Origin of the sequence: Serratia sp. EWG9, from assembly GCF_019913725.1 — a bacterium.
GTDB lineage: Bacteria > Pseudomonadota > Gammaproteobacteria > Enterobacterales > Enterobacteriaceae > Serratia > Serratia ureilytica.
Window position 1 is genome coordinate 345,783 of sequence record NZ_JADNRO010000005.1, and the last position, 19,685, is coordinate 365,467.

Below are 19,685 nucleotides of genomic sequence, written 5' to 3' on the forward strand. Positions count from 1 at the left end.
TTAAAGCCCGCTGGCGGCGACGTGTCGCCTGAATGATCCTGCTTGCTTGCCGTGACGCGTTTTTGCTCATGGCGGAGCCGATGGGAGAAAAGCGATCAAAATTTCGCTGGATCTGGCGATATTCGCCGTTATCTGCGGCATCCTGCCGCTGTTGGTTTTACCGCAGTTGCCTGAGCAATGGCTGCTGTGGCCGCTTTTGCTTTTTGTCTGTTTACTGCTGCGCAGGCCATTCTGCCGTTATTTGGCCTGCCTGGGGTTGGGGTTCGCGTGGGCGGTTTTCAATGCCGGAAGCCTGATCGGGCAAATGGAGCGTTTGAGCCGCGGGCCGGAAGTGACGGCGGTGGTGCAGGTAAGCAGCATCGCGTTGAATCCGGCTGCCAGCAAGCAGACGCTAATGCGTATCGAGCGAATCGATGGCCATTGGCTGGCGCCTGCATTGATGTTTACCACGCTATGGGCCCCGGAACAGCAGCGGTTGTGCGCCGGGCAGCGTTGGCAATTGAAACTGCGCTTGCGGCCGGTGCACGGTAAGCTCAATGAAGGGGGCTTCGACAGCCAACGTTGGGCGATCGCACTGCGCCAGCCGTTGACGGGCCTGGTCAGGCAGGCCCGTTTGCTGGATGGCGGTTGTAGCCTGCGTCAGCGCATAATCAGCCATGCGGAAACCAACATCGGTGAGCTGCGTTACAAGGCGGTATTGTTGGCGCTGGCGTTTGGGGAGCGAACCGCGCTGGAACAGCCTTTACGCACGCTGATGCTGAAAACCGGCATTGCGCATTTAATGGCCATTTCAGGGCTTCATGTGGCGATGGTCGCCATTTTGTTCTGGGCTGCGCTGCGGGCACTGCAGTTTTTTCTGCCCTCCCATCTGATTGGCTATCGTTTTCCCCTGATCGCGGGCTGGGTGGCGACGCTGATCTATGTCTGGTTGGTGGGCGCCCAGCCGCCGGCGGTGCGTACCGTGTTGGCCATGACATTGTGGATGTTGCTGCGCCTGCGCGGCGTTCATTGTTCTTCCTGGCAGGTGTGGCTATGGTGTATTGGGCTGATTTTGCTGTGCGATCCGCTGGCGGTATTGTCAGACAGTTTCTGGCTATCGGTGCTGGCGGTAGGTTGCCTGATTTTTTGGTTTGAATGGGCGCCGCTCGGTGAGCGATTCCGGTCGGCCTGGTATTGGGCGCCGGTGCGCTGGCTGCATATTCAGCTTGGCATGACGCTGCTCTTGGTGCCGATGCAGGCCGCGCTGTTTCTGGGCCTGACGCTGACCTCGCTACCCGCCAATCTGTGGGCGGTACCTATTGTCTCATTGGTGACGGTGCCGCTGATTTTGCTGGCGGTGATATTTGGCTTCTTTCCCTCGTTAAGCTACGGGCTATGGTGGCTGGCGGACTTCACGCTGTACTGGGTGTTTGTGCCGCTGCATTACCTGCAACGCGGTTGGGTGGATCTGGGGGCTGCCTCGCTGCTGGCCAGCGCGGCGGGGTGGCTCATCGTCGTCTGTTGGCGCTTTCATTGGTGGCGGCGTTATGCACCGGGGCTGGCGACGATAGCGATATGCTGTGTGCTGTGGCGGGAAAAAGAGCCGGGATACCGCTGGCGAGTCGATATGCTCGATGTCGGGCACGGTTTAGCGGTGGTCATTGAGCGAAACGGCAAGGGAATACTGTACGATACCGGCGATCGTTGGCCGGGCGGCAGCGCCGCCGAACGGCATATTTTGCCAATGTTGAACTGGCGGGGGATTGAATTGGAACAGATCATTATCAGCCATGATCATCTCGATCATACCGGTGGCCTGCCGACGGTGCGACGGGCGTTTCCAGGGGCTACGATACGCAGCCCGATACGCGGGGAGGGGCACTTGCCCTGCGTCGCCGGTGAGCGCTGGCGCTGGCAGGGGTTGCAATTCGAAGTGCTGTGGCCGCCGAAAACGCGTAAAAAGCCGGGCAATGACGACTCTTGCGTGATCCGTATCGACGACGGGAAACACAGCCTGCTGCTGACCGGCGACGCGGAAAAAAAGGCGGAGGCGCAGCTGCTCCGATTGCGGCGCGATCGCTTGGCGGCGACGGTGTTGCAGGTGGGGCATCATGGCAGCAAAACCTCTTCCACGCCGCCGTTTCTGCGCGCGATCAATCCTCAGGCGGCATTGGCGTCAGCATCTCGTTACAACAAATGGCGTTTGCCGGCGCGTAAAGTGGTCGCCAGATACCGGGCAAATGGCATTATATGGCGCGATACGACGCGCTCCGGCCAGTTATCGGTACTTTTTTTCGACAACGATTGGCAAATTAAGGGCTTTCGCGAACAATTAATGCCCCGTTGGTACCATCAGCGGTTTGGCGTAGAGGGTGATAATGAGTAAAATAGGCCGCTATTTCTTCCGATGCTGGTATTTGCATGATGAATGATAAAGATCTCTCGACCTGGCAGACATTCCGTCGACTCTGGCCGATGATCACTCCTTTTAAGACCGGGCTGATTGTAGCCGCCATTGCGTTGATTATGAACGCAGCGGGGGACACGCTGATGCTGTCTCTGCTTAAACCGCTATTGGACGATGGGTTTGGAAAAACCGACAGCAGCGTGCTGGTGTGGATGCCGTTGGCCGTCATCGCGCTGATGTTGATGCGCGGCGTAACCAGCTTTGTTTCAAGCTACTGCATTTCCTGGGTTTCCGGCATGGTGGTGATGCAGATGCGCCGCCGCCTGTTTGGCCACATGATGAGAATGCCGGTGGCCTTCTTCGATCAACAGTCCACCGGGACCCTGTTGTCGCGCATTACCTATGATTCCGAACAGGTGGCTTCCTCCTCTTCCAGCGCGCTGGTGACCGTGGTGCGCGAAGGGGCTTCGATCATTGGCCTGTTCATCATGATGTTCTATTACAGCTGGCAGCTGTCGGTGATCCTGATCGTGCTGGCGCCGATCGTCTCCATTGCCATTCGCCTGGTGTCCAAGCGTTTCCGCAACATCAGCAAGAACATGCAGAACACGATGGGGCAGGTGACTACCAGCGCCGAACAGATGCTGAAAGGCCATAAAGAAGTGCTGATCTTCGGCGGCCAGCAGGTGGAAACCGAGCGCTTTAATTCGGTCAGCAACCGCATGCGTCAGCAAGGCATGAAGCTGGTTTCCGCGTCTTCGATTTCCGATCCGATCATTCAGCTGATCGCTTCGCTGGCGCTGGCGTTCGTGCTGTTTGCCGCCAGCTTCCCAAGCGTGATGGAAACCCTGACCGCCGGCACCATTACCGTGGTGTTCTCGTCGATGATTGCGCTGATGCGTCCGCTGAAGTCGCTGACCAACGTCAATGCCCAGTTCCAACGCGGGATGGCGGCGTGCCAGACGCTGTTCTCCATTTTGGATATGGAACAGGAAAAAGATACCGGCACCCGCGAAGTGAAGCGCGCGAAAGGCGATATCGAATTCCGCAATGTCACCTTCTACTACCCGTCGAAGGAAACGCCGGCGCTGCGTGATATCAACCTGAACATCGCCGAAGGCAAGACCGTAGCGCTGGTGGGCCGTTCCGGTTCGGGAAAATCGACCATCGCCAACCTGTTGACGCGTTTCTATGATATCCAGGAAGGCGAAATTCTGATGGATGGCCACGATCTGCGCGAATACACCCTGGCCTCACTGCGTAATCAGGTGGCCCTGGTTTCGCAAAACGTGCACCTGTTCAACGACACCATCGCCAACAATATCGCCTATGCGCGTGAGAGCGAATACAGCCGCGAGCAGATCGAGAAAGCGGCCGAAATGGCGTACGCGATGGACTTCATCAACAAGATGGAAAACGGCCTGGATACGGTGATCGGTGAAAACGGCGTCATGCTGTCCGGCGGCCAACGCCAGCGCATCGCCATCGCGCGCGCGCTGCTGCGTGACTGCCCGATCCTGATCCTGGATGAGGCGACCTCTGCGCTGGATACCGAGTCCGAGCGGGCCATTCAGGCCGCGCTGGACGAACTGCAGAAAGACCGAACTTCACTGGTGATCGCGCACCGTCTGTCGACCATTGAAAAGGCGGACGAGATCCTGGTGGTGGAAGACGGCCGCATCGTCGAACGCGGTGAGCACGCCGAGTTGCTTGAGCGGCAGGGCGCCTATGCGCAGCTGCACCGCATGCAGTTTGGTCAATAATGATTGAGCGCATCTGGTCCGGCGGTTCGCTGCTTTATCTGGCGCTATTGCCGCTCTCGTGGCTGTATGGCCTGTTCAGTTGGCTGATCCGTCTCAGTTACCGCTGCGGCCTGCGTAAAAGTTGGCGTTCGCCGGTGCCGGTCGTGGTGGTGGGTAACCTCACCGCCGGCGGCAACGGCAAAACGCCGATGGTGATCTGGCTGGTGGAGCACCTGCAGCAACGGGGCTACCGCGTTGGGGTGGTGTCGCGAGGCTACGGCGGCAAGTCAGCGGTCTATCCTCTGGTGCTGGGTCAGAATACGTCGACCCGCGAGGCGGGCGATGAGCCGGTGCTGATTTATCAGCGTACCGGGGCGCCCGTGGCGATCGCGCCCAAGCGCGCCGAGGCGGTGCAGGCTCTGCTGCAACAACAGCCGCTGGATGTGATCATCACCGACGACGGCTTGCAGCACTACGCTTTACAGCGTGACTTCGAGCTGGTGGTCATCGACGGTGTGCGTCGGTTCGGTAACGGCTGGTGGTTGCCGGCCGGGCCGATGCGCGAGCGCGCTGCGCGGCTTGGCAGTGTCGATGCGCGTGTCGCCAATGGCGGCGTGGCGCAGGCCGGGGAAATTGCCATGCGTCTGCAGGCGCGTGATGCGGTGAACCTGCTGAGCGGTGAACGTCGCCCGGCGGCCGAGCTGCCGCGCGTGGTGGCGATGGCGGGTATCGGCCATCCGCCGCGTTTCTTCGCGACGTTGGAAAAGTTGAACGTCGAAGTCGTGCAGGAAGTGGCGTTTGCCGATCATCAGGAATATCAGCAGGCGCAGCTGGCGGCGTTGGTTAATGCAGATCAAACGCTGTTGATGACGGAGAAGGACGCGGTGAAGTGTCGCGCCTTTGCCCAGCCCAATTGGTGGTATCTACCGGTTGATGCGGTGCTACCGTCCGCTCAGGCTGAGCAACTGCTGCAGGATATCGAGTCCCTGCTGTCCAAGTAATCTCAGGATGCCAGCGTGACAAGCCCCAAGGCTTGCGCGCAGGCTTCCAGCGAGCGCTGCTGGGTTTGCTGATACAGCGCCAGCTCGTCGATCACCTCACTGCCCAATGCTTGTTCAAACGCTGCCCGGCTTGACGCCGCATTGTACTGTGCATGGCGGCTGTCCCCCAGATTCGATTGAAAAATCCCCGCCGCGCTGACCGGCAGAAAATCTTCATATACCAGTGGCTGGAAGCGAACGTGTTCTTTCTCGATCAGTTGCTCTAGGGTGCTGTGCTTATCCAGTGATTCTTTGGCCGCCAGGCCGCATTCGGTCGGGAAATAGCGGAACCAGGCCAGCTGTTGCTCGCGCAGCGTGGCGTAATCATCCGGAAACGCCCGGAAGTTTTCTTCCAGCAGCTGATAATAGCGTTCGGCATTTTTCTCGCTCGGCGGCGCCTGCAGCGCATCGTTGGTGGCCTTCAGCAGACGGTCGTAGAGTTCTCTTCCTTTAGTCGTCAGCGCCACACCGCGCTGTTCGATCTCGCCAAAGCGCGCGGTATGATGACCGGCGACGACGCGGCCGTCATGCTCGACGAAATCGACGCGTTCTTCCAACGCCTTGAAGCTGGTCTGGCGCAGCAGGATCGCGCGACGGCGACGCGGCGGGCCCTCGATGACCGCCTTGGGCGTAATGCAGCGGGCGGGCATCGCCTGCTGAACGCGATCGATATCCAGCGTGCGCGGTGTCAGATGATTGATATGCGGCCCTTTAAACGCCACCACGTCGGCGATCAGGCGATGCTGATCGTGCAACTGCCGGTATTCTTCGGCGCTGACCGTCGCCTGGTTGTGCCAGCGGAAGGTTTCCAGCGCTTGTTCGACAAATTCTTGCGCCTGCACCTCATTCAGCCCGCCTTGCGCTTCCTGCAGCGCGATCAGTTCCAACGCGCGATCGGTAAAGATGCGGCGGCGCGCCAGCAAGCGCTCGGCCAGCTCACGCAGCGCGGGATCTTCTATCAGCTCCAGGCGCAGCAGGGAGGTAAACACGCGGAACGGACTGATTTGCAGGGCGTCTTCGTGTACGGCGCGAAAGGCGGTCGAGTGCACGGGAACGCCCGCCACCGACAGATCATAGTAACCGACCGGCGCCATGCCCATCACCCGGAACAGACGGCGCAGGGTGGCCAGTTCGTCCGCCGTGCCGACCCGGATCGCGCCGTGGCGCTCCATCGCAAGGCGTTCGATCTCGCCGGTGATTTGCAGTTGATGAGCCAGTGCGGCATCTTCGCGCAGAACCTGTCGGTTGGTTTCCGCCACCAGTTCCAGCAGATCGCCGTACAGCGGTACCTCCTTTTGGTACATGTCCGACATCGCGTGAGAGAATCTGGCGCGGATTTCATTAGGTGAAACGAACTGCTGGGCGGTCATGCGCATAGCTCCTTGATTCAGCATAATCTGAAAAATAGTGTTTTTAGCGGCAAAAGTGCTGGCGAAAAAGCCGTCTGCCTTGTTTTCCCCTCAAGTTTAGCCATCTGATTTGGGATTTGTTATAGACGTGGCAAGCATATTAGAGTTTTATGCGTTAGCTCTCATTTGCAGCGCACGGACGGACAAACGATGCCCCGGTGAGGAGGGGAACGCGATGGATCGGCCGCGGCGAGCGTTAAATTAAGTCATGCATATTCAGGGGGATAAAAATAAATTCGGCGTATTTATGAATTTAATGCAATAAACCCCTTGTGCATTCAGCATTTTTATGAGTAAATGCAAGTCGGCCTGTGATCCAGACCTATTTATGTTCGAGTTTAGAGTTAAGCAGTTCCTCCAAAAACGTTATCATCCGATTCCGCTTCAAAGACGAACCTTCTAATTACCTCCCATAAGTAATGTTTCTGAAATGGCCGCAATTGCCTCTTATGGCAGATTTTGTAAATATATTTAAAGGTAAAAGTAATGTCTAAGAAGACGGGTCAAGTTAAGTGGTTCAACGAAAGCAAAGGTTTTGGTTTCATTGAGCAGCACGATGGCGGCAAAGATGTATTCGTACACTTCTCCGCAATCATGACCGACGGTTTCAAGACCCTGGCTGAAGGCCAGCGCGTCGAGTACACCATCCAGGACAGCCCGCGCGGGCCGGCTGCCGCCAACGTAGTTGCTCTGTAAGAAGACAGGGAACGCGTATAAAGAGATCTTAATACAACCATGGTGACGCTTCAGCGCTGAGTCATGCGGAAGATATTAAGTTCAACAAGCCCGCCTTAGTGCGGGTTTTTTAATTTTTTGCTCACGAGAGGTTTGTTACGAAAAACTTTAGGATGGGCTGGTAGCGTCCAGACAATATAAAAAATGACGTTGTCAAGGATGCTCAAGTAAAAGGATATAAGTTATGTTTAAAAATACTGTGTTAAAAATGGGCCGTGTGAAATGGTTTAATCAGGCCGAAGGCTATGGTTTTATTTCACCGGTAGATGGCAGCGACGAAATCTATGTCAATCGCAACGCTATCGCCAACACCAAAAATAAGTCGTTGAACGAAGGTCAGAACGTTGAGTTCTCGATCTATCGCAGCTCGCATGGGCTGTCCGCGGCAGACGTTATCGCGTTCTGATCGCATCTTCCTTCCTCGCCAGTGCCGGTGTCGCCACCCGCAAGCACTGGCGAAGATAAATCCCGCGATATCCACTATTATCAGGCCATTGCCTACTCGCCACGGATATCAGGATGACCACCCCGACCATTTCCCTTACCGCCGCTCGCGCGCTGCACCTTGCCGCCCAGGGGCTGCTTTCTCCGCTTAAACGCCAGGCTCGGCCCGATGACGTCGTGAGTGCGATCCAGCGCATGGGGCTGTTACAAATCGATACCATTAGCGTCGTTGCTCGCAGCCCGTATCTGGTGCTGTTCAGCCGTTTGGGAGCCTATCAGCCGGAGTGGCTTGAGCAGGCGCTCGCCGGCCGCAAGCTGTTCGAGTATTGGGCGCACGAGGCCTGTTTCCTGCCGATCGAAGATTTTGGTCTGCTGCGCCACCGCATGCTGGCGCCGCATGATATGGGCTGGAAATACTCCGCCGACTGGGTGCAGCAGCACCAGGCCGCGATGGACAGCTTGCTGCGGCACATCGAACAACAGGGGCCGGTGCGCTCCGCGGATTTCAGCGCCGAGAAGAAGGGAAACAGCGGGTGGTGGGACTGGAAACCAGAGAAACGGCATCTGGAGATCCTGTTTACCGCCGGCAAGCTGATGGTGGCCGAACGTCGCAATTTCCACCGGGTTTACGATCTGACCGAAAGGCTGCTGCCGGCCTGGGACGATGCGCGGCATGCGCTGCCCGTGGAGCAGGCGCGCCGGCAGATGCTGTGCCGCACCTGCCGCTATCTGGGCATTTTCCGCGCCGAGTGGTTGGCGGACTACTATCGGCTGAAGCGCGTGGCGCCAAAAGCCTTGCTGGCAGCGCTGCAGGAGCAGGGCGAGATTACGCCGGTGCGGGTCGAGGGGCTGGAAGGGCCGTTTTATGTGCATGAATCACTGGCGGAACTGCTGCCGCTGGCGGAGCAGGGCAAACTCAAATCGACGGTCACCAGCCTGTTGTCGCCTTTTGATCCGGTGGTGTGGGATCGTCGTCGGGCGCTGGAGCTGTTCAACTTTGACTATCGGCTGGAGTGTTACACGCCGAAAGAAAAACGCCGCTACGGTTACTTCACGTTGCCGGTGCTGCATCGGGGCGACCTGGTGGGGCGGATTGATGCCAAGGCGCACCGGCGCCAGGGCATCTTCGAGATCATCAGTTTCCATGCGGAGCCGCAGGTGCGCTTCGGCAAACAGCGAACGCAGGATATCCGGCAAGCCATCGCGCGTACGGCTCATTGGCACGGCGCGCAACGCGTTGCGCTGGGCGACATTCCGGCGGCGTTGGCCGCTGAATGGGGAGCCGGCTGGGAAGTGGGATAACGAGCGACGCCGTCGGTGGGGTAAAACGAAGTTAAGCGCCGCTCGTTACAAAGGGGGCTCAGTGGCTGAAGTTAGCGAACAGAGCGATGATTTTATGCAGACGTTTGATCACGTATTACGGTCTTTTTTGTGATTTTAATCACAAAATTCTACGCCGTGTGGCGCCGCAGTTCAAGCCGTTGCGCGGGCGCCATGAGGAAATATCGGCGGCTTGGCGCCGCCGATGATTAACCTGAGGCCGGGCGTTATGCTATCCTCACAGCCTTCCCAGATGACCTATCCCCTTGCGGAGGATGCATGGACCACCGTTTACTCGAAATCGTTGCCTGCCCGGTATGCAACGGCAAACTCTATTTCAATAAAGAAAACCAGGAGCTGGTGTGCAAAGCGGACGGGTTGGCTTACCCGCTGCGCGACGGCATTCCGGTGCTGTTGGAAAATGAAGCGCGTGCGCTGTCGCTGGACGAGAAGCACGCATGAGTTTTATCGCTATTATTCCCGCCCGCTACGCTTCAACCCGTTTGCCGGGCAAACCGCTGGCCGATATTCACGGCAAGCCGATGGTGGTGCACGTGATGGAACGGGCCCGTGAGTCCGGCGCCAGCCGCGTCATCGTGGCGACCGATCACCCTGAAGTCGCCAAAGCGGTGGAAGCCGCCGGCGGCGAAGTGTGCATGACCAGCCCGGATCACCATTCCGGCACCGAGCGTTTGGCGGAAGTGATCGCGCACTACGGCTTTGCCGACGACCAGATCATCGTTAACGTGCAGGGCGATGAGCCGCTGATCCCACCCGTTATCGTGCGGCAGGTGGCGGAAAACCTGGCGGGCAGCCAGGCCGGCATGGCGACGTTGGCGGTGCCGATCGACAGCGCCGAAGAGGCATTCAACCCCAATGCGGTGAAGGTCGTGATGGACGCGCAGGGTTACGCGCTCTACTTCTCGCGCGCCACCATTCCCTGGGATCGCGAGCGTTTCGCCGCGTCGAAGGAGAGCATCGGCGATAGCCTGCTGCGCCACATCGGCATCTATGCGTACCGCGCCGGTTTCGTGCGCCGCTACGTCAGCTGGGCGCCGAGCCAGTTGGAGCAGATCGAGCTGTTGGAACAGCTGCGCGTGCTGTGGTACGGTGAAAAAATCCACGTGGCGGTCGCGAAAGCGGTCCCGAGCGTGGGGGTCGATACGCCGGAAGATCTCCAGCGCGTGCGCGACAGCATTCAACCCTGAGCCTGATTTCGTCGGCGCGGCGCGCAACGCGCCGACGATGCAATACCTCCCATTATTGATCCCCGTTTTGTTGATCTGCGTTGAAGAATTTTTCCGCTCACCGTTCGATGATGTTACGCATACCCCCCTTATTAGCCTGAGGTGAATGCCTTATGGAGCAGTTACGCGCCGAACTGAGCATCGTGCTGGGTGAGTCCGTCAGCCGGCTGGAGCGGGTGAGCGAACAGCCTTATGCGCACATGTATTCACTGTACGATCGCCAGGGCAACGCTATCCCGCTGATGGCGAAAAGTTTTATCTGCCAGGGCATCGCCCAGCAGGAGGCGTACAAGCTGTCGATGCTGGCGCGCGACGGGGATATCCGCCTGCCCACGGTGTACGGCGTGGTATGCACCCACCAGGCGCCGTATACGGAAATCCTGCTGATCGAGCGTCTGCGCGGCGTGTCGGCCGAAGCGCCAACGCGTTCGCCGGATCGCTGGAACATGTTAATGGAGCAGATCGTTGACGGGATGTTGGCCTGGCACCGCATCGACAGCCATGGCAGCGTCGGCACCGTTGACAGTACGCAGGAGAATGACTGGTTTTGCTGGTATCAACAGCGGGTCGAAGTGCTGTGGGCGACGGTGGTCAATCTCACTACCCCGCAGCTGACCATGGCCGATCGGCGTTTGTTGTACCGCACGCGCGAAGCGCTGACCCATTTCTTCGTCGGTTTCGACGATCCCTGTGTCCTGGTGCACGGTAACCTGTCGCTGCGCAGCATGTTGAAAGATCCCAAAAGCGATCAGCTGTTGGCGATGCTTAATCCCGGTGTGGTGCTGTGGGCGCCGCGCGAATACGATCTTTTCCGCCTCTGCGAAGCGGGCATGCCCAGCCAACTGTTGTTCAGCTATCTGCAGCGGGCGCCGGTCGCCGACGCTTTCCTGGCGCGGCGCTGGCTGTACGTGGTGTGGGAAGCGGTAGGGCGTTTGATCCATACCGGCAAGCTGGAGCGGCAGCCGTTCGACTATGCGTCGCAACAGCTGCTGCCCTGGCTGGCCGGTTGAACGGGGCCTTACTCGGCGCCGGCGCTATCCGCGCCTTTCAGCCGCTGCCACAGACTGCCCAGCGTTTCATACCAGGCGCGCTCGGTATGGCCGAGGAACATTGACGACGGCGTGGCGCGATCCCAGATATTCAGCGGCGAGTCGATCGCCAATTGGTTGGCCGGGGCCGGGATCGGGTGCAGGCCCTTAGCCTCGAAGAAACGCATGGCGCGCGGCAGATGGTTGGCGGAAGTCACTAGAAGGAAGGGGTGTTCGCCGACCAACTTGGCTACCTGAGCGGCTTCTTCCTCGGTATCGCGCGGTTCCCCCAGGATCACCATGTCGCTGCGCGGCACGCCCAGGCTTTCCGCTACCAGCGCTGCCGTGGCGGCGTTGCTCTGCATGCGCCCGCCGGGCGCGCCGGTAAACACCATCCTGGCGCCAGGGTGCGCCAGATAGAGCCGCACGCCCTCCGTCACGCGCGGCAGACTGTTGCCGAGCAGGTTCGAGCTGGGTGCCCAGTCGGGATTGTAGGTATAGCCTCCGCCCAACACCACGATATAGCTGACCGCATCGTTGCCGCGATATGTCTGGTATTCGGCTTCGATCGGCCGCAGCAGGCGGTCGGCCACCGGTTGCAGGCTGAAAAGCAGTAAAAACAGCCAGCTCAGCGTGAAAATCGTCTTACCGCTTTTTTGCCAGCGGGTGAACCACAGCAGCAGCAGCGCCAGCCCCATCAGCAGCATCAACAGCGGCAGCGGCATCAGCAGAGCGCCAAAGAACTTTTTCAGGTTGAACAGCATCGAAAATCAGATCCTTTTGAGTGAAAAAACGGCATCCAGGCATAAACAGGCCGCAAGAAGATACATTCTAAGCCAGTCTGTGCCAAAATAGCAGGTTTGAATGGGCGTGCGCTTTGCCGCCGACAAGACTGAGATCAGCGGAGCCGTTGTCCATGCAGGATCGTAATTTTGACGATATTGCTGAAAAATTTGCGCGTAATATTTACGGCACCACGAAAGGAAAAATCCGCCAGGCGGTGGTTTGGCAGGATCTTACCGGGCTGCTGGCCCAGTTGCCGCAGCGGCCGCTGCGCATCCTCGATGCCGGGGGCGGTGAAGGCCATATGGCTTGCCAACTGGCAGAATTAGGACATCAGGTGTTGTTGTGCGATCTTTCTGGTGAGATGATCCAGCGCGCCGCGCAGCTGGCGGAGCAGAAAGGTGTGAGCCAGAACATGCAATTCGTACAAAGTTCTGCGCAGGATATCGCTCAACATTTGGAACAGCCGGTTGATCTGATATTGTTTCATGCAGTGCTTGAATGGATCGCTGAACCCGTGGCGGCGCTGCAGGCGTTGTGCGATTGTCTGACGCCGGGCGGGGCGCTGTCGCTGATGTTCTTCAACGCCAACGGTCTCTTGATGCGTAACGTGGTGTTGGGTAACTTCCAATTGGTGGATCCCGAGGTCAGACGGCGCCGCAAGCGTTCGCTGTCGCCGCAATATCCGCACGATCCGCTATTGGTCTACGGCTGGCTGGAACAGTTGGGCATGCGCATCAGCGGCAAAACCGGCGTGCGGGTGTTCCACGACTATCTGCAGAGCAGACAGCTGCAAACCCAAAAATTTGAAGAGTTACTGGCGCTTGAACAGCACTATTGCCGGCAGGAGCCGTACGTGAGTTTGGGGCGCTATATTCACGTCATGGCGCATAAACCAAACCTGAAGGACGAACTATGAGTGAATTTTCCCAGACAGTACCCGAACTGGTCGCCTGGGCACGGAAAAATGATTTCTCTATTTCGCTCCCTACGGAGCGTCTCGCATTTCTGCTCGCTATCGCCACCCTGAATGGCGAACGGCTGGACGGCGAGATGAGCGAAGGTGAGCTGGTTGATGCATTTCGCCATGTCAGCAAGGGTTTTGAACAGACGCATGAAACGGTGGCGATGCGCGCCAACAATGCGATCAACGACATGGTGCGCCAGCGCCTGTTGAACCGCTTTACCAGCGAACTGGCGGACGGTAACGCGATTTACCGCCTGACGCCGCTGGGTATTGGCATTACCGATTACTATATTCGCCAACGCGAATTCTCGACGCTGCGTCTGTCGATGCAGCTGTCGATCGTGGCGCAGGAACTGAAGCGCGCCGCCGATGCCGCCGACGAGGGCGGCGACGATTTCCATTGGCACCGCAACGTGTTCGCGCCGTTGAAATATTCGGTGGCGGAAATCTTCGACAGCATCGACATGACGCAGCGCGTGATGGACGAGCAGCAGCAGAGCGTGAAAAACGACATCGCGGCGCTGCTGAGCAAAGACTGGCGGGCGGCGATCTCCAGCTGCGAAATGCTGCTGTCGGAAACCTCAGGCACCCTGCGCGAACTGCAGGATACGCTGGATGCGGCGGGCGACAAGCTGCAGGCCAATCTGCTGCGCATCCAGGACGCAACCCTCGGCAACGTGGAGCTCGGCTTCGTCGACAAGCTGGTGTTCGATCTGCAGAGCAAGCTGGATCGCATCATCAGCTGGGGCCAGCAGGCGATCGACCTGTGGATCGGCTACGATCGTCACGTGCACAAATTTATCCGTACCGCTATCGATATGGATAAAAACCGCGTGTTCGCCCAACGCCTGCGCCAGTCGGTGCAAACCTATTTCGACCACCCGTGGGCGCTGACTCATGCCAATGCCGATCGTCTGCTGGACATGCGCGACGAAGAACTGGCGCTGCGCAGCGAGGAAGTAACCGGGGAACTGCCGCCGGACCTGGAGTTCGAAGAGTTCAGCGAGATTCGCGAACAGCTGGCGGCGATGATCGAAGAGGCGTTGAAGGTGTACCAGGAACAGCAGATGCCGCTCAACCTTGCAGCGGTGATGCGCGATTACCTGGCGCAATATCCGCGTGCGCGTCATTTCGACGTGGCACGTTTAGTGGTCGACCAGGCAGTGCGCCTCGGTGTGGCTGAAGCAGATTTCTCAGGGTTGCCGGCGGAATGGCAGGCAATCAATGATTACGGAGCCAAGGTCCAGGCCCATGTCATCGACAAATATTGAACAAGTAATGCCAGTCAAGCTGGCCAAAGCGTTGTCCAACTCGCTGTTCCCGGCGCTGGACAGCCAACTGCGCGCGGGTCGTCACATCGGTATCGATGAGCTGGACAACCACGCCTTTTTAATGGATTTCCAGGATGAGCTGGAAGAGTTTTACAACCGTTACAGCGTCGAGCTGATTCGGGCGCCGGAAGGTTTCTTCTATTTGCGCCCACGCTCCACCACGCTGATCCCGCGGTCGGTGCTGTCCGAGCTGGATATGATGGTCGGCAAGATCTTGTGTTACCTGTATCTCAGCCCCGAGCGCCTGGCGCACGAAGGCATTTTCAGCCATCAGGAGCTGTACGATGAACTGCTGAGCCTGGCGGATGAGAACAAGCTGCTCAAGTTCGTCAACCAGCGTTCTACGGGTTCGGATCTCGATCGGCAGAAGCTGCACGAGAAGGTGCGCACCTCGCTCAACCGCCTGCGCCGCCTCGGCATGGTCTATTTCATGGGCAATGACAGCAGCAAGTTCCGCATTACCGAGGCGGTGTTCCGCTTCGGCGCCGACGTGCGCAGCGGCGACGATCCGCGTGAAGCGCAGCTGCGCATGATTCGCGACGGTGAGGCGATGCCGGTTGAAACCAGCCTGTCGCTTAACGATGAGAATGACGCTGAGGATCAGCGGGTTGATAACGCTCCTGACGGTGCAGAGGATGAACAGGAATGATTGAACGCGGTAAATTTCGCTCGCTGACGCTGGTTAACTGGAACGGCTTCTTTGCCCGCACCTTTGATCTCGATGAGCTGGTGACCACGCTGTCCGGCGGGAACGGGGCGGGGAAATCCACCACCATGGCGGCCTTCGTCACCGCACTGATCCCCGATCTGACGCTGCTGCACTTCCGTAACACCACCGAAGCGGGTGCCACCAGCGGTTCGCGCGACAAGGGCCTGCACGGCAAGCTGCGCGCCGGCGTATGTTACTCCACCCTCGACGTCGTCAACTCGCGCCACCAGCGCGTGGTGGTTGGTGTGCGTCTGCAGCAGGTGGCGGGACGCGATCGCAAGGTCGATATCAAACCTTTCACCATCCAGGGCCTGCCGACCGCGGTACAGCCGACTGAATTGCTGACCCAGACCGTGGGTGAGCGCCAAGCGCGCGTGCTGTCGCTGCAAGAGTTGAAAGAGCGCGTGGAAGAGATGGAAGGCGTGCAGTTCAAGCAGTTCAACTCGATCACCGATTACCACTCGCTGATGTTCGATCTGGGCGTGATCCCGAAACGCCTGCGTTCGTCCGCCGATCGCAGCAAATTCTATCGTCTGATTGAAGCGTCGCTGTACGGCGGCATCTCCAGCGCCATCACCCGCTCGCTGCGCGACTACCTGTTGCCGGAAAACAGCGGCGTGCGCAAGGCGTTCCAGGACATGGAAGCGGCGCTGCGCGAAAACCGCATGACGCTGGAAGCGATCCGCGTTACCCAGTCGGATCGCGACCTGTTCAAGCATTTGATCTCCGAGGCCACCTCCTATGTGGCGGCGGACTATATGCGCCACGCCAACGAACGCCGCATCCACCTGGACGGCGCGCTGGCGCTGCGCAGCGATCTGTTGGGCAGCCGCAAGCAGCTGGCCGCCGAACAGTATCGCCATGTGGAAATGGCGCGTGAGCTGAGCGAGCAGAGCGGCGCCGAATCCGATCTGGAAACCGATTACCAGGCCGCCAGCGACCACCTGAACCTGGTGCAGACGGCGATGCGTCAGCAGGAGAAGATCGAACGCTATGAAGCCGATCTGGAAGAGCTGACCTACCGCCTGGAAGAGCAGAACGAAGTGGTGGCCGAGGCGAGCGAGCAGCAGGCCGAGAACGAAGCGCGCGCCGAAGCGGCCGAGCTGGAAGTGGACGAGCTGAAGAGCCAGCTGGCCGACTACCAGCAGGCGCTTGACGTGCAGCAGACCCGCGCCATTCAGTACCAACAGGCGCTGCAGGCGTTGGAGCGCGCGCGCGCGCTGTGCCAACTGCCGGACCTGACCGCCGACAACGCTGAACAGTGGCTGGACACCTTCCAGGCTCGCGAGCAGGAGGCGACCGAAGCGCTGCTGATGCTGGAGCAGAAGCTGAGCGTGGCCGACGCCGCGCACGGCCAGTTCGAGCAGGCCTATCAGCTGGTGGGTAAAATCGCCGGCCAGGTCAGCCGCAGCGAAGCCTGGCAGTGTGCGCGCGAATTGCTGCGCGACTGGCCTTCGCAGCAACACCTCGCCGAGCGCGTTCAGCCGCTGCGTTTGCGCCTGAGCGAACTGGAACAGCGCCTGCGCTCGCAGCAGGACGCCGAACGCCTGCTGCAAGAATTTTGCAAACGCCATGGTCAGGAGTACCAGCCGGACGATCTCGACATGCTGCAGCAGGAGCTGGAAGAGCGCCTGGAAGCGCTGTCGCAGAACGTCAGCGAAGCCGGCGAACGCCGCATGGAGATGCGCCAGGAGCTGGAGCAGATCCAGCAGCGCATCCGTGAGCTGACGGCGCGCGCACCGGTGTGGCTGGCGGCGCAGGACGCCCTGAGCCAGCTCAGCGATCAGAGCGGAGAGCCGCTGGAAAACAGCCAGCAGGTGACCGAATACATGCAGCAGCTACTGGAGCGTGAGCGTGAAACCACCGTCGAGCGCGACGAGGTGGCGGCCCGCAAGCGCGAAGTGGAAGCGCAGATCGAACGTCTCAGCCAGCCGGGCGGCGCGGAAGATCAACGCCTGGTCACCTTGGCCGAACGTTTCGGCGGCGTGTTGCTGTCGGAAATTTACGATGACGTCACCATCGACGACGCGCCTTACTTCTCGGCGCTGTACGGCCCTTCGCGCCACGCCATCGTGGTGCCGGATCTGTCGCTGGTGCGCGAGATGCTGGAAGGGCTGGAAGATTGCCCGGAAGATCTTTACCTGATCGAAGGGGATCCGCAGTCGTTCGATGACAGCGTATTCGCCGTCGAAGAGCAGGACAAAGCGGTGGTGGTGAAGATCGCCGATCGCCAGTGGCGTTATTCCCGCTACCCGGAAGTGCCGTTGTTCGGCCGCGCGGCGCGTGAAAACCGCCTGGAAGTGCTGCATGCCGAGCGTGAAACGCTGGCGGAGCGCTATGCCACGCTGTCGTTCGACGTGCAGAAAACCCAGCGTTCGCATCAGGCCTTCAGCCGTTTTATCGGCACCCATCTGGCGGTGGCGTTCGACGCTGACCCGGAAGCGGAGATCCGCAATCTGAACGCCCGTCGCGGCGAGATCGAGCGTGCGCTGAACAATCATGAAGCGCAGAATCAGCAGCAGCGCCAGCAGTACGATCAGGCCAAAGAGGGCATTTCCGCGCTCAACCGCCTGATGCCGCTGGTGTCGTTGCTGAACGATGAAACGCTGCAGGATCGCGTCGACGAGATCCGTGAAGAGCTGGAAGAAGCGCAGGACGCCGCGCGCCACATTCAACAGCACGGGGTGTCGCTGACCAAACTGGAGCCGCTGCTATCGGTGCTGCAGAGCGATCCGCAGCAGCATGAACAGCTGCAGCAGGACTACGCGCAGGCGCAAAGCGTGCAGCGTCAGGCCAAACAGCAGGCGTTCGCGTTGACAGAAGTGGTGCAGCGTCGCGCGCACTTCAGCTATACCGACTCCGCCGGCATGCAGAATGCCAACAACGATCTCAACGACAAGCTGCGCCAGCGCCTGGAACAGGCGGAAGCCGAACGCGCCCGCGCCCGTGAGCAACTGCGTCAATATCAAACCCAGTTCACCCAATACAGCCAGGTGCTGGCCTCGCTGAAAAGCTCGTATGACGCCAAGCGCGACATGTTGAAAGAGCTGAGCCAGGAGCTGGTGGATATCGGCGTGCAGGCCGACGCCAACGCGGAAGCGCGCGCGCGTCAGCGCCGCGACGAGCTGCATGCGGCGCTGAGCAATAACCGCGCTCGCCGCAATCAGTTGGAGAAACAGCTGACCTTCTGCGAAGCCGAAATGGATGGCCTGCAGAAGAAACTGCGCAAGCTGGAACGCGACTACCATCAGCTGCGCGAGCAGGTGGTGACCGCCAAGGCGGGCTGGTGCGCGGTGATGCGTCTGGTGAAAGACAACGGCGTGGAACGCCGCCTGCATCGCCGCGAGCTGGCGTATATGGATGGCGACGAGCTGCGCTCGATGTCGGATAAGGCGCTCGGCGCGCTGCGTCTGGCGGTGGCGGACAACGAACACCTGCGCGACGTGCTGCGTCTGTCGGAAGATCCGAAGCGGCCGGAGCGTAAGATTCAGTTCTATATCGCGGTGTACCAACACCTGCGTGAGCGTATCCGCCAGGACATCATCCGTACCGATGATCCGGTCGAGGCCATCGAGCAGATGGAGATTGAGCTGGGCCGTCTGACCGAAGAACTGACCGCGCGCGAGCAGAAGCTGGCGATCAGTTCGAAAAGCGTGGCCAACATCATTCGCAAAACCATTCAGCGCGAGCAGAACCGCATTCGCATGCTGAACCAGGGGTTGCAGGCCGTTGCTTTCGGCCAGGTGAAGAGCGTCCGTCTGAACGTCAACGTGCGCGAAGCGCACGCCACCCTGCTGGACGTGCTCTCCGAGCAACAGGAACAGCATCAGGATCTGTTCAACAGCAACCGCCTGACCTTCTCCGAAGCGTTGGCCAAGCTGTATCAGCGTCTGAATCCGCAGATCGATATGGGGCAGCGCACGCCGCAGACCATCGGTGAGGAGTTGCTGGACTACCGCAACTACCTGGAGATGGAAGTGGAAGTGTACCGTGGCTCAGACGGCTGGCTGCGTGCGGAAAGCGGCGCCTTGTCTACCGGTGAAGCCATCGGTACCGGGATGTCAATTCTGGTGATGGTGGTGCAGAGCTGGGAAGAAGAATCCCGCCGCCTGCGCGGTAAAGACATCTCGCCATGTCGCTTGCTGTTCCTCGATGAAGCGGCGCGTCTGGATGCCAAATCGATCGCCACGCTGTTCGAGTTGTGTGACCGTCTGGAGATGCAGCTGATTATCGCGGCGCCGGAAAACATCAGTCCTGAGAAGGGCACCACCTATAAACTGGTGCGTAAGGTGTTCCAGAACCACGAGCATGTGCACGTGGTGGGGCTGCGCGGTTTCGCCAGCGAGCCGCCGGCGCTGGGCACTGCGCCGGTCGAAACGCCGTAACGCAGAAAAACGCCCTAAAAATCTGAAAATAGCCGCCGCAGGGTGGCTATTTTTTTGTGCGCGTGGATGATAGTCCTGCTTTTTTATCCGTTGAAAAGCGGTTAGTTTAATCAGATAAACAGTAATTCGACGTCCGCAGGGCGAAACGGCCTTTCTGTT

Annotated in this window: 15 protein-coding genes; 13 read left to right on the forward strand and 2 right to left on the reverse strand. The window is 59.3% G+C overall.

What is annotated here, in order from left to right; genetic code table 11:
* Positions 1–139: 139 nt before the first annotated feature.
* Genes ITX55_RS14345 through lpxK form a run of 3 tightly spaced genes read left to right on the forward strand, consistent with a single transcriptional unit; the run spans position 140 to position 5,129 of the window.
* Positions 140–2,365 (forward strand): ComEC family protein, encoded by a 2,226-nt coding sequence (locus ITX55_RS14345; RefSeq protein ID WP_370632681.1) that lies wholly within the window; start codon positions 140–142, stop codon positions 2,363–2,365.
* 35 nt (positions 2,366–2,400) lie between these two features.
* On the forward strand, positions 2,401–4,149 hold the full coding sequence (gene msbA, locus ITX55_RS14350) for a lipid A ABC transporter ATP-binding protein/permease MsbA (protein WP_033642563.1): 1,749 nt from the start codon (positions 2,401–2,403) through the stop codon (positions 4,147–4,149).
* On the forward strand, positions 4,149–5,129 hold the full coding sequence (gene lpxK, locus ITX55_RS14355; protein ID WP_042784110.1) for a tetraacyldisaccharide 4'-kinase: 981 nt from the start codon (positions 4,149–4,151) through the stop codon (positions 5,127–5,129). Before msbA ends, lpxK begins: the two co-directional genes overlap by 1 nt.
* A gap of 2 nt (positions 5,130–5,131) precedes the next feature.
* Here the strand turns inward: lpxK and ITX55_RS14360 are convergent, their stop codons facing one another.
* Entirely contained in the window at positions 5,132–6,538 is a 1,407-nt protein-coding gene (locus ITX55_RS14360) for a VOC family protein (RefSeq protein WP_108680397.1), read from the reverse strand.
* Between the two features lie 525 nt (positions 6,539–7,063).
* Between ITX55_RS14360 and ITX55_RS14365 the strand changes: the two genes are divergently transcribed.
* The 6 genes from ITX55_RS14365 to ITX55_RS14390 all read left to right on the forward strand — a co-directional run bounded on the left by ITX55_RS14365 (position 7,064) and on the right by ITX55_RS14390 (position 11,333).
* Positions 7,064–7,273, forward strand: coding sequence for a cold shock domain-containing protein (locus ITX55_RS14365; RefSeq protein WP_004928244.1), 210 nt, complete (start codon positions 7,064–7,066; stop codon positions 7,271–7,273).
* A 223-nt stretch (positions 7,274–7,496) separates the two neighbouring features.
* Positions 7,497–7,718: a cold-shock protein gene (locus ITX55_RS14370; protein ID WP_004928241.1), complete on the forward strand. Its 222-nt coding sequence runs from the start codon at positions 7,497–7,499 to the stop codon at positions 7,716–7,718.
* A 113-nt stretch (positions 7,719–7,831) separates the two neighbouring features.
* Positions 7,832–9,058, forward strand: coding sequence for a winged helix-turn-helix domain-containing protein (locus ITX55_RS14375; RefSeq protein WP_108680398.1), 1,227 nt, complete (start codon positions 7,832–7,834; stop codon positions 9,056–9,058).
* A gap of 297 nt (positions 9,059–9,355) precedes the next feature.
* Complete coding sequence (locus ITX55_RS14380; protein ID WP_004928237.1) at positions 9,356–9,538, forward strand: Trm112 family protein; 183 nt, start codon at positions 9,356–9,358, stop codon at positions 9,536–9,538.
* A complete protein-coding gene (kdsB, locus tag ITX55_RS14385) occupies positions 9,535–10,284 on the forward strand; it encodes a 3-deoxy-manno-octulosonate cytidylyltransferase (protein ID WP_033642567.1) in 750 nt (249 codons plus the stop codon). The genes ITX55_RS14380 and kdsB overlap by 4 nt, the downstream gene beginning before the upstream one ends.
* A gap of 152 nt (positions 10,285–10,436) precedes the next feature.
* The gene (locus ITX55_RS14390; RefSeq protein WP_033642568.1) at positions 10,437–11,333 is read left to right on the forward strand and encodes a YcbJ family phosphotransferase; all 897 of its coding nucleotides are present in this window, start codon (positions 10,437–10,439) and stop codon (positions 11,331–11,333) included.
* 8 nt (positions 11,334–11,341) lie between these two features.
* Here ITX55_RS14390 and elyC read toward each other — a convergent pair whose 3' ends face one another.
* Positions 11,342–12,115, reverse strand: a complete 774-nt coding sequence (gene elyC / locus ITX55_RS14395; protein ID WP_042784114.1) for an envelope biogenesis factor ElyC — start codon at positions 12,113–12,115, stop codon at positions 11,342–11,344.
* A 152-nt stretch (positions 12,116–12,267) separates the two neighbouring features.
* On the opposite strand from elyC, the gene cmoM reads away from it, so the two are divergent.
* Genes cmoM through mukB form a run of 4 tightly spaced genes read left to right on the forward strand, consistent with a single transcriptional unit; the run spans position 12,268 to position 19,526 of the window.
* On the forward strand, positions 12,268–13,053 hold the full coding sequence (gene cmoM, locus ITX55_RS14400) for a tRNA uridine 5-oxyacetic acid(34) methyltransferase CmoM (RefSeq protein WP_033642570.1): 786 nt from the start codon (positions 12,268–12,270) through the stop codon (positions 13,051–13,053).
* Positions 13,050–14,372, forward strand: coding sequence for a chromosome partition protein MukF (mukF, locus tag ITX55_RS14405; protein ID WP_004928228.1), 1,323 nt, complete (start codon positions 13,050–13,052; stop codon positions 14,370–14,372). The genes cmoM and mukF overlap by 4 nt, the downstream gene beginning before the upstream one ends.
* On the forward strand, positions 14,353–15,081 hold the full coding sequence (gene mukE, locus ITX55_RS14410; RefSeq protein WP_047024940.1) for a chromosome partition protein MukE: 729 nt from the start codon (positions 14,353–14,355) through the stop codon (positions 15,079–15,081). Before mukF ends, mukE begins: the two co-directional genes overlap by 20 nt.
* The gene (mukB, locus tag ITX55_RS14415; protein ID WP_033642571.1) at positions 15,078–19,526 is read left to right on the forward strand and encodes a chromosome partition protein MukB; all 4,449 of its coding nucleotides are present in this window, start codon (positions 15,078–15,080) and stop codon (positions 19,524–19,526) included. Before mukE ends, mukB begins: the two co-directional genes overlap by 4 nt.
* Positions 19,527–19,685 lie beyond the last annotated feature (159 nt).

Excerpts from the sequence above, each read along its gene's own strand:
- msbA (WP_033642563.1), top strand. The coding sequence starts at position 2,401 with ATGATGAATGATAAAGATCTCTCGACCTGGCAGACATTCCGTCGACTC.
- lpxK (WP_042784110.1), top strand. The coding sequence starts at position 4,149 with ATGATTGAGCGCATCTGGTCCGGCGGTTCGCTGCTTTATCTGGCGCTA.
- ITX55_RS14360 (WP_108680397.1), bottom strand. The coding sequence starts at position 6,538 with ATGACCGCCCAGCAGTTCGTTTCACCTAATGAAATCCGCGCCAGATTC.
- ITX55_RS14365 (WP_004928244.1), top strand. The coding sequence starts at position 7,064 with ATGTCTAAGAAGACGGGTCAAGTTAAGTGGTTCAACGAAAGCAAAGGT.
- ITX55_RS14370 (WP_004928241.1), top strand. The coding sequence starts at position 7,497 with ATGTTTAAAAATACTGTGTTAAAAATGGGCCGTGTGAAATGGTTTAAT.
- ITX55_RS14375 (WP_108680398.1), top strand. The coding sequence starts at position 7,832 with ATGACCACCCCGACCATTTCCCTTACCGCCGCTCGCGCGCTGCACCTT.
- ITX55_RS14380 (WP_004928237.1), top strand. The coding sequence starts at position 9,356 with ATGGACCACCGTTTACTCGAAATCGTTGCCTGCCCGGTATGCAACGGC.
- kdsB (WP_033642567.1), top strand. The coding sequence starts at position 9,535 with ATGAGTTTTATCGCTATTATTCCCGCCCGCTACGCTTCAACCCGTTTG.
- ITX55_RS14390 (WP_033642568.1), top strand. The coding sequence starts at position 10,437 with ATGGAGCAGTTACGCGCCGAACTGAGCATCGTGCTGGGTGAGTCCGTC.
- elyC (WP_042784114.1), bottom strand. The coding sequence starts at position 12,115 with ATGCTGTTCAACCTGAAAAAGTTCTTTGGCGCTCTGCTGATGCCGCTG.
- cmoM (WP_033642570.1), top strand. The coding sequence starts at position 12,268 with ATGCAGGATCGTAATTTTGACGATATTGCTGAAAAATTTGCGCGTAAT.
- mukF (WP_004928228.1), top strand. The coding sequence starts at position 13,050 with ATGAGTGAATTTTCCCAGACAGTACCCGAACTGGTCGCCTGGGCACGG.
- mukE (WP_047024940.1), top strand. The coding sequence starts at position 14,353 with ATGTCATCGACAAATATTGAACAAGTAATGCCAGTCAAGCTGGCCAAA.
- mukB (WP_033642571.1), top strand. The coding sequence starts at position 15,078 with ATGATTGAACGCGGTAAATTTCGCTCGCTGACGCTGGTTAACTGGAAC.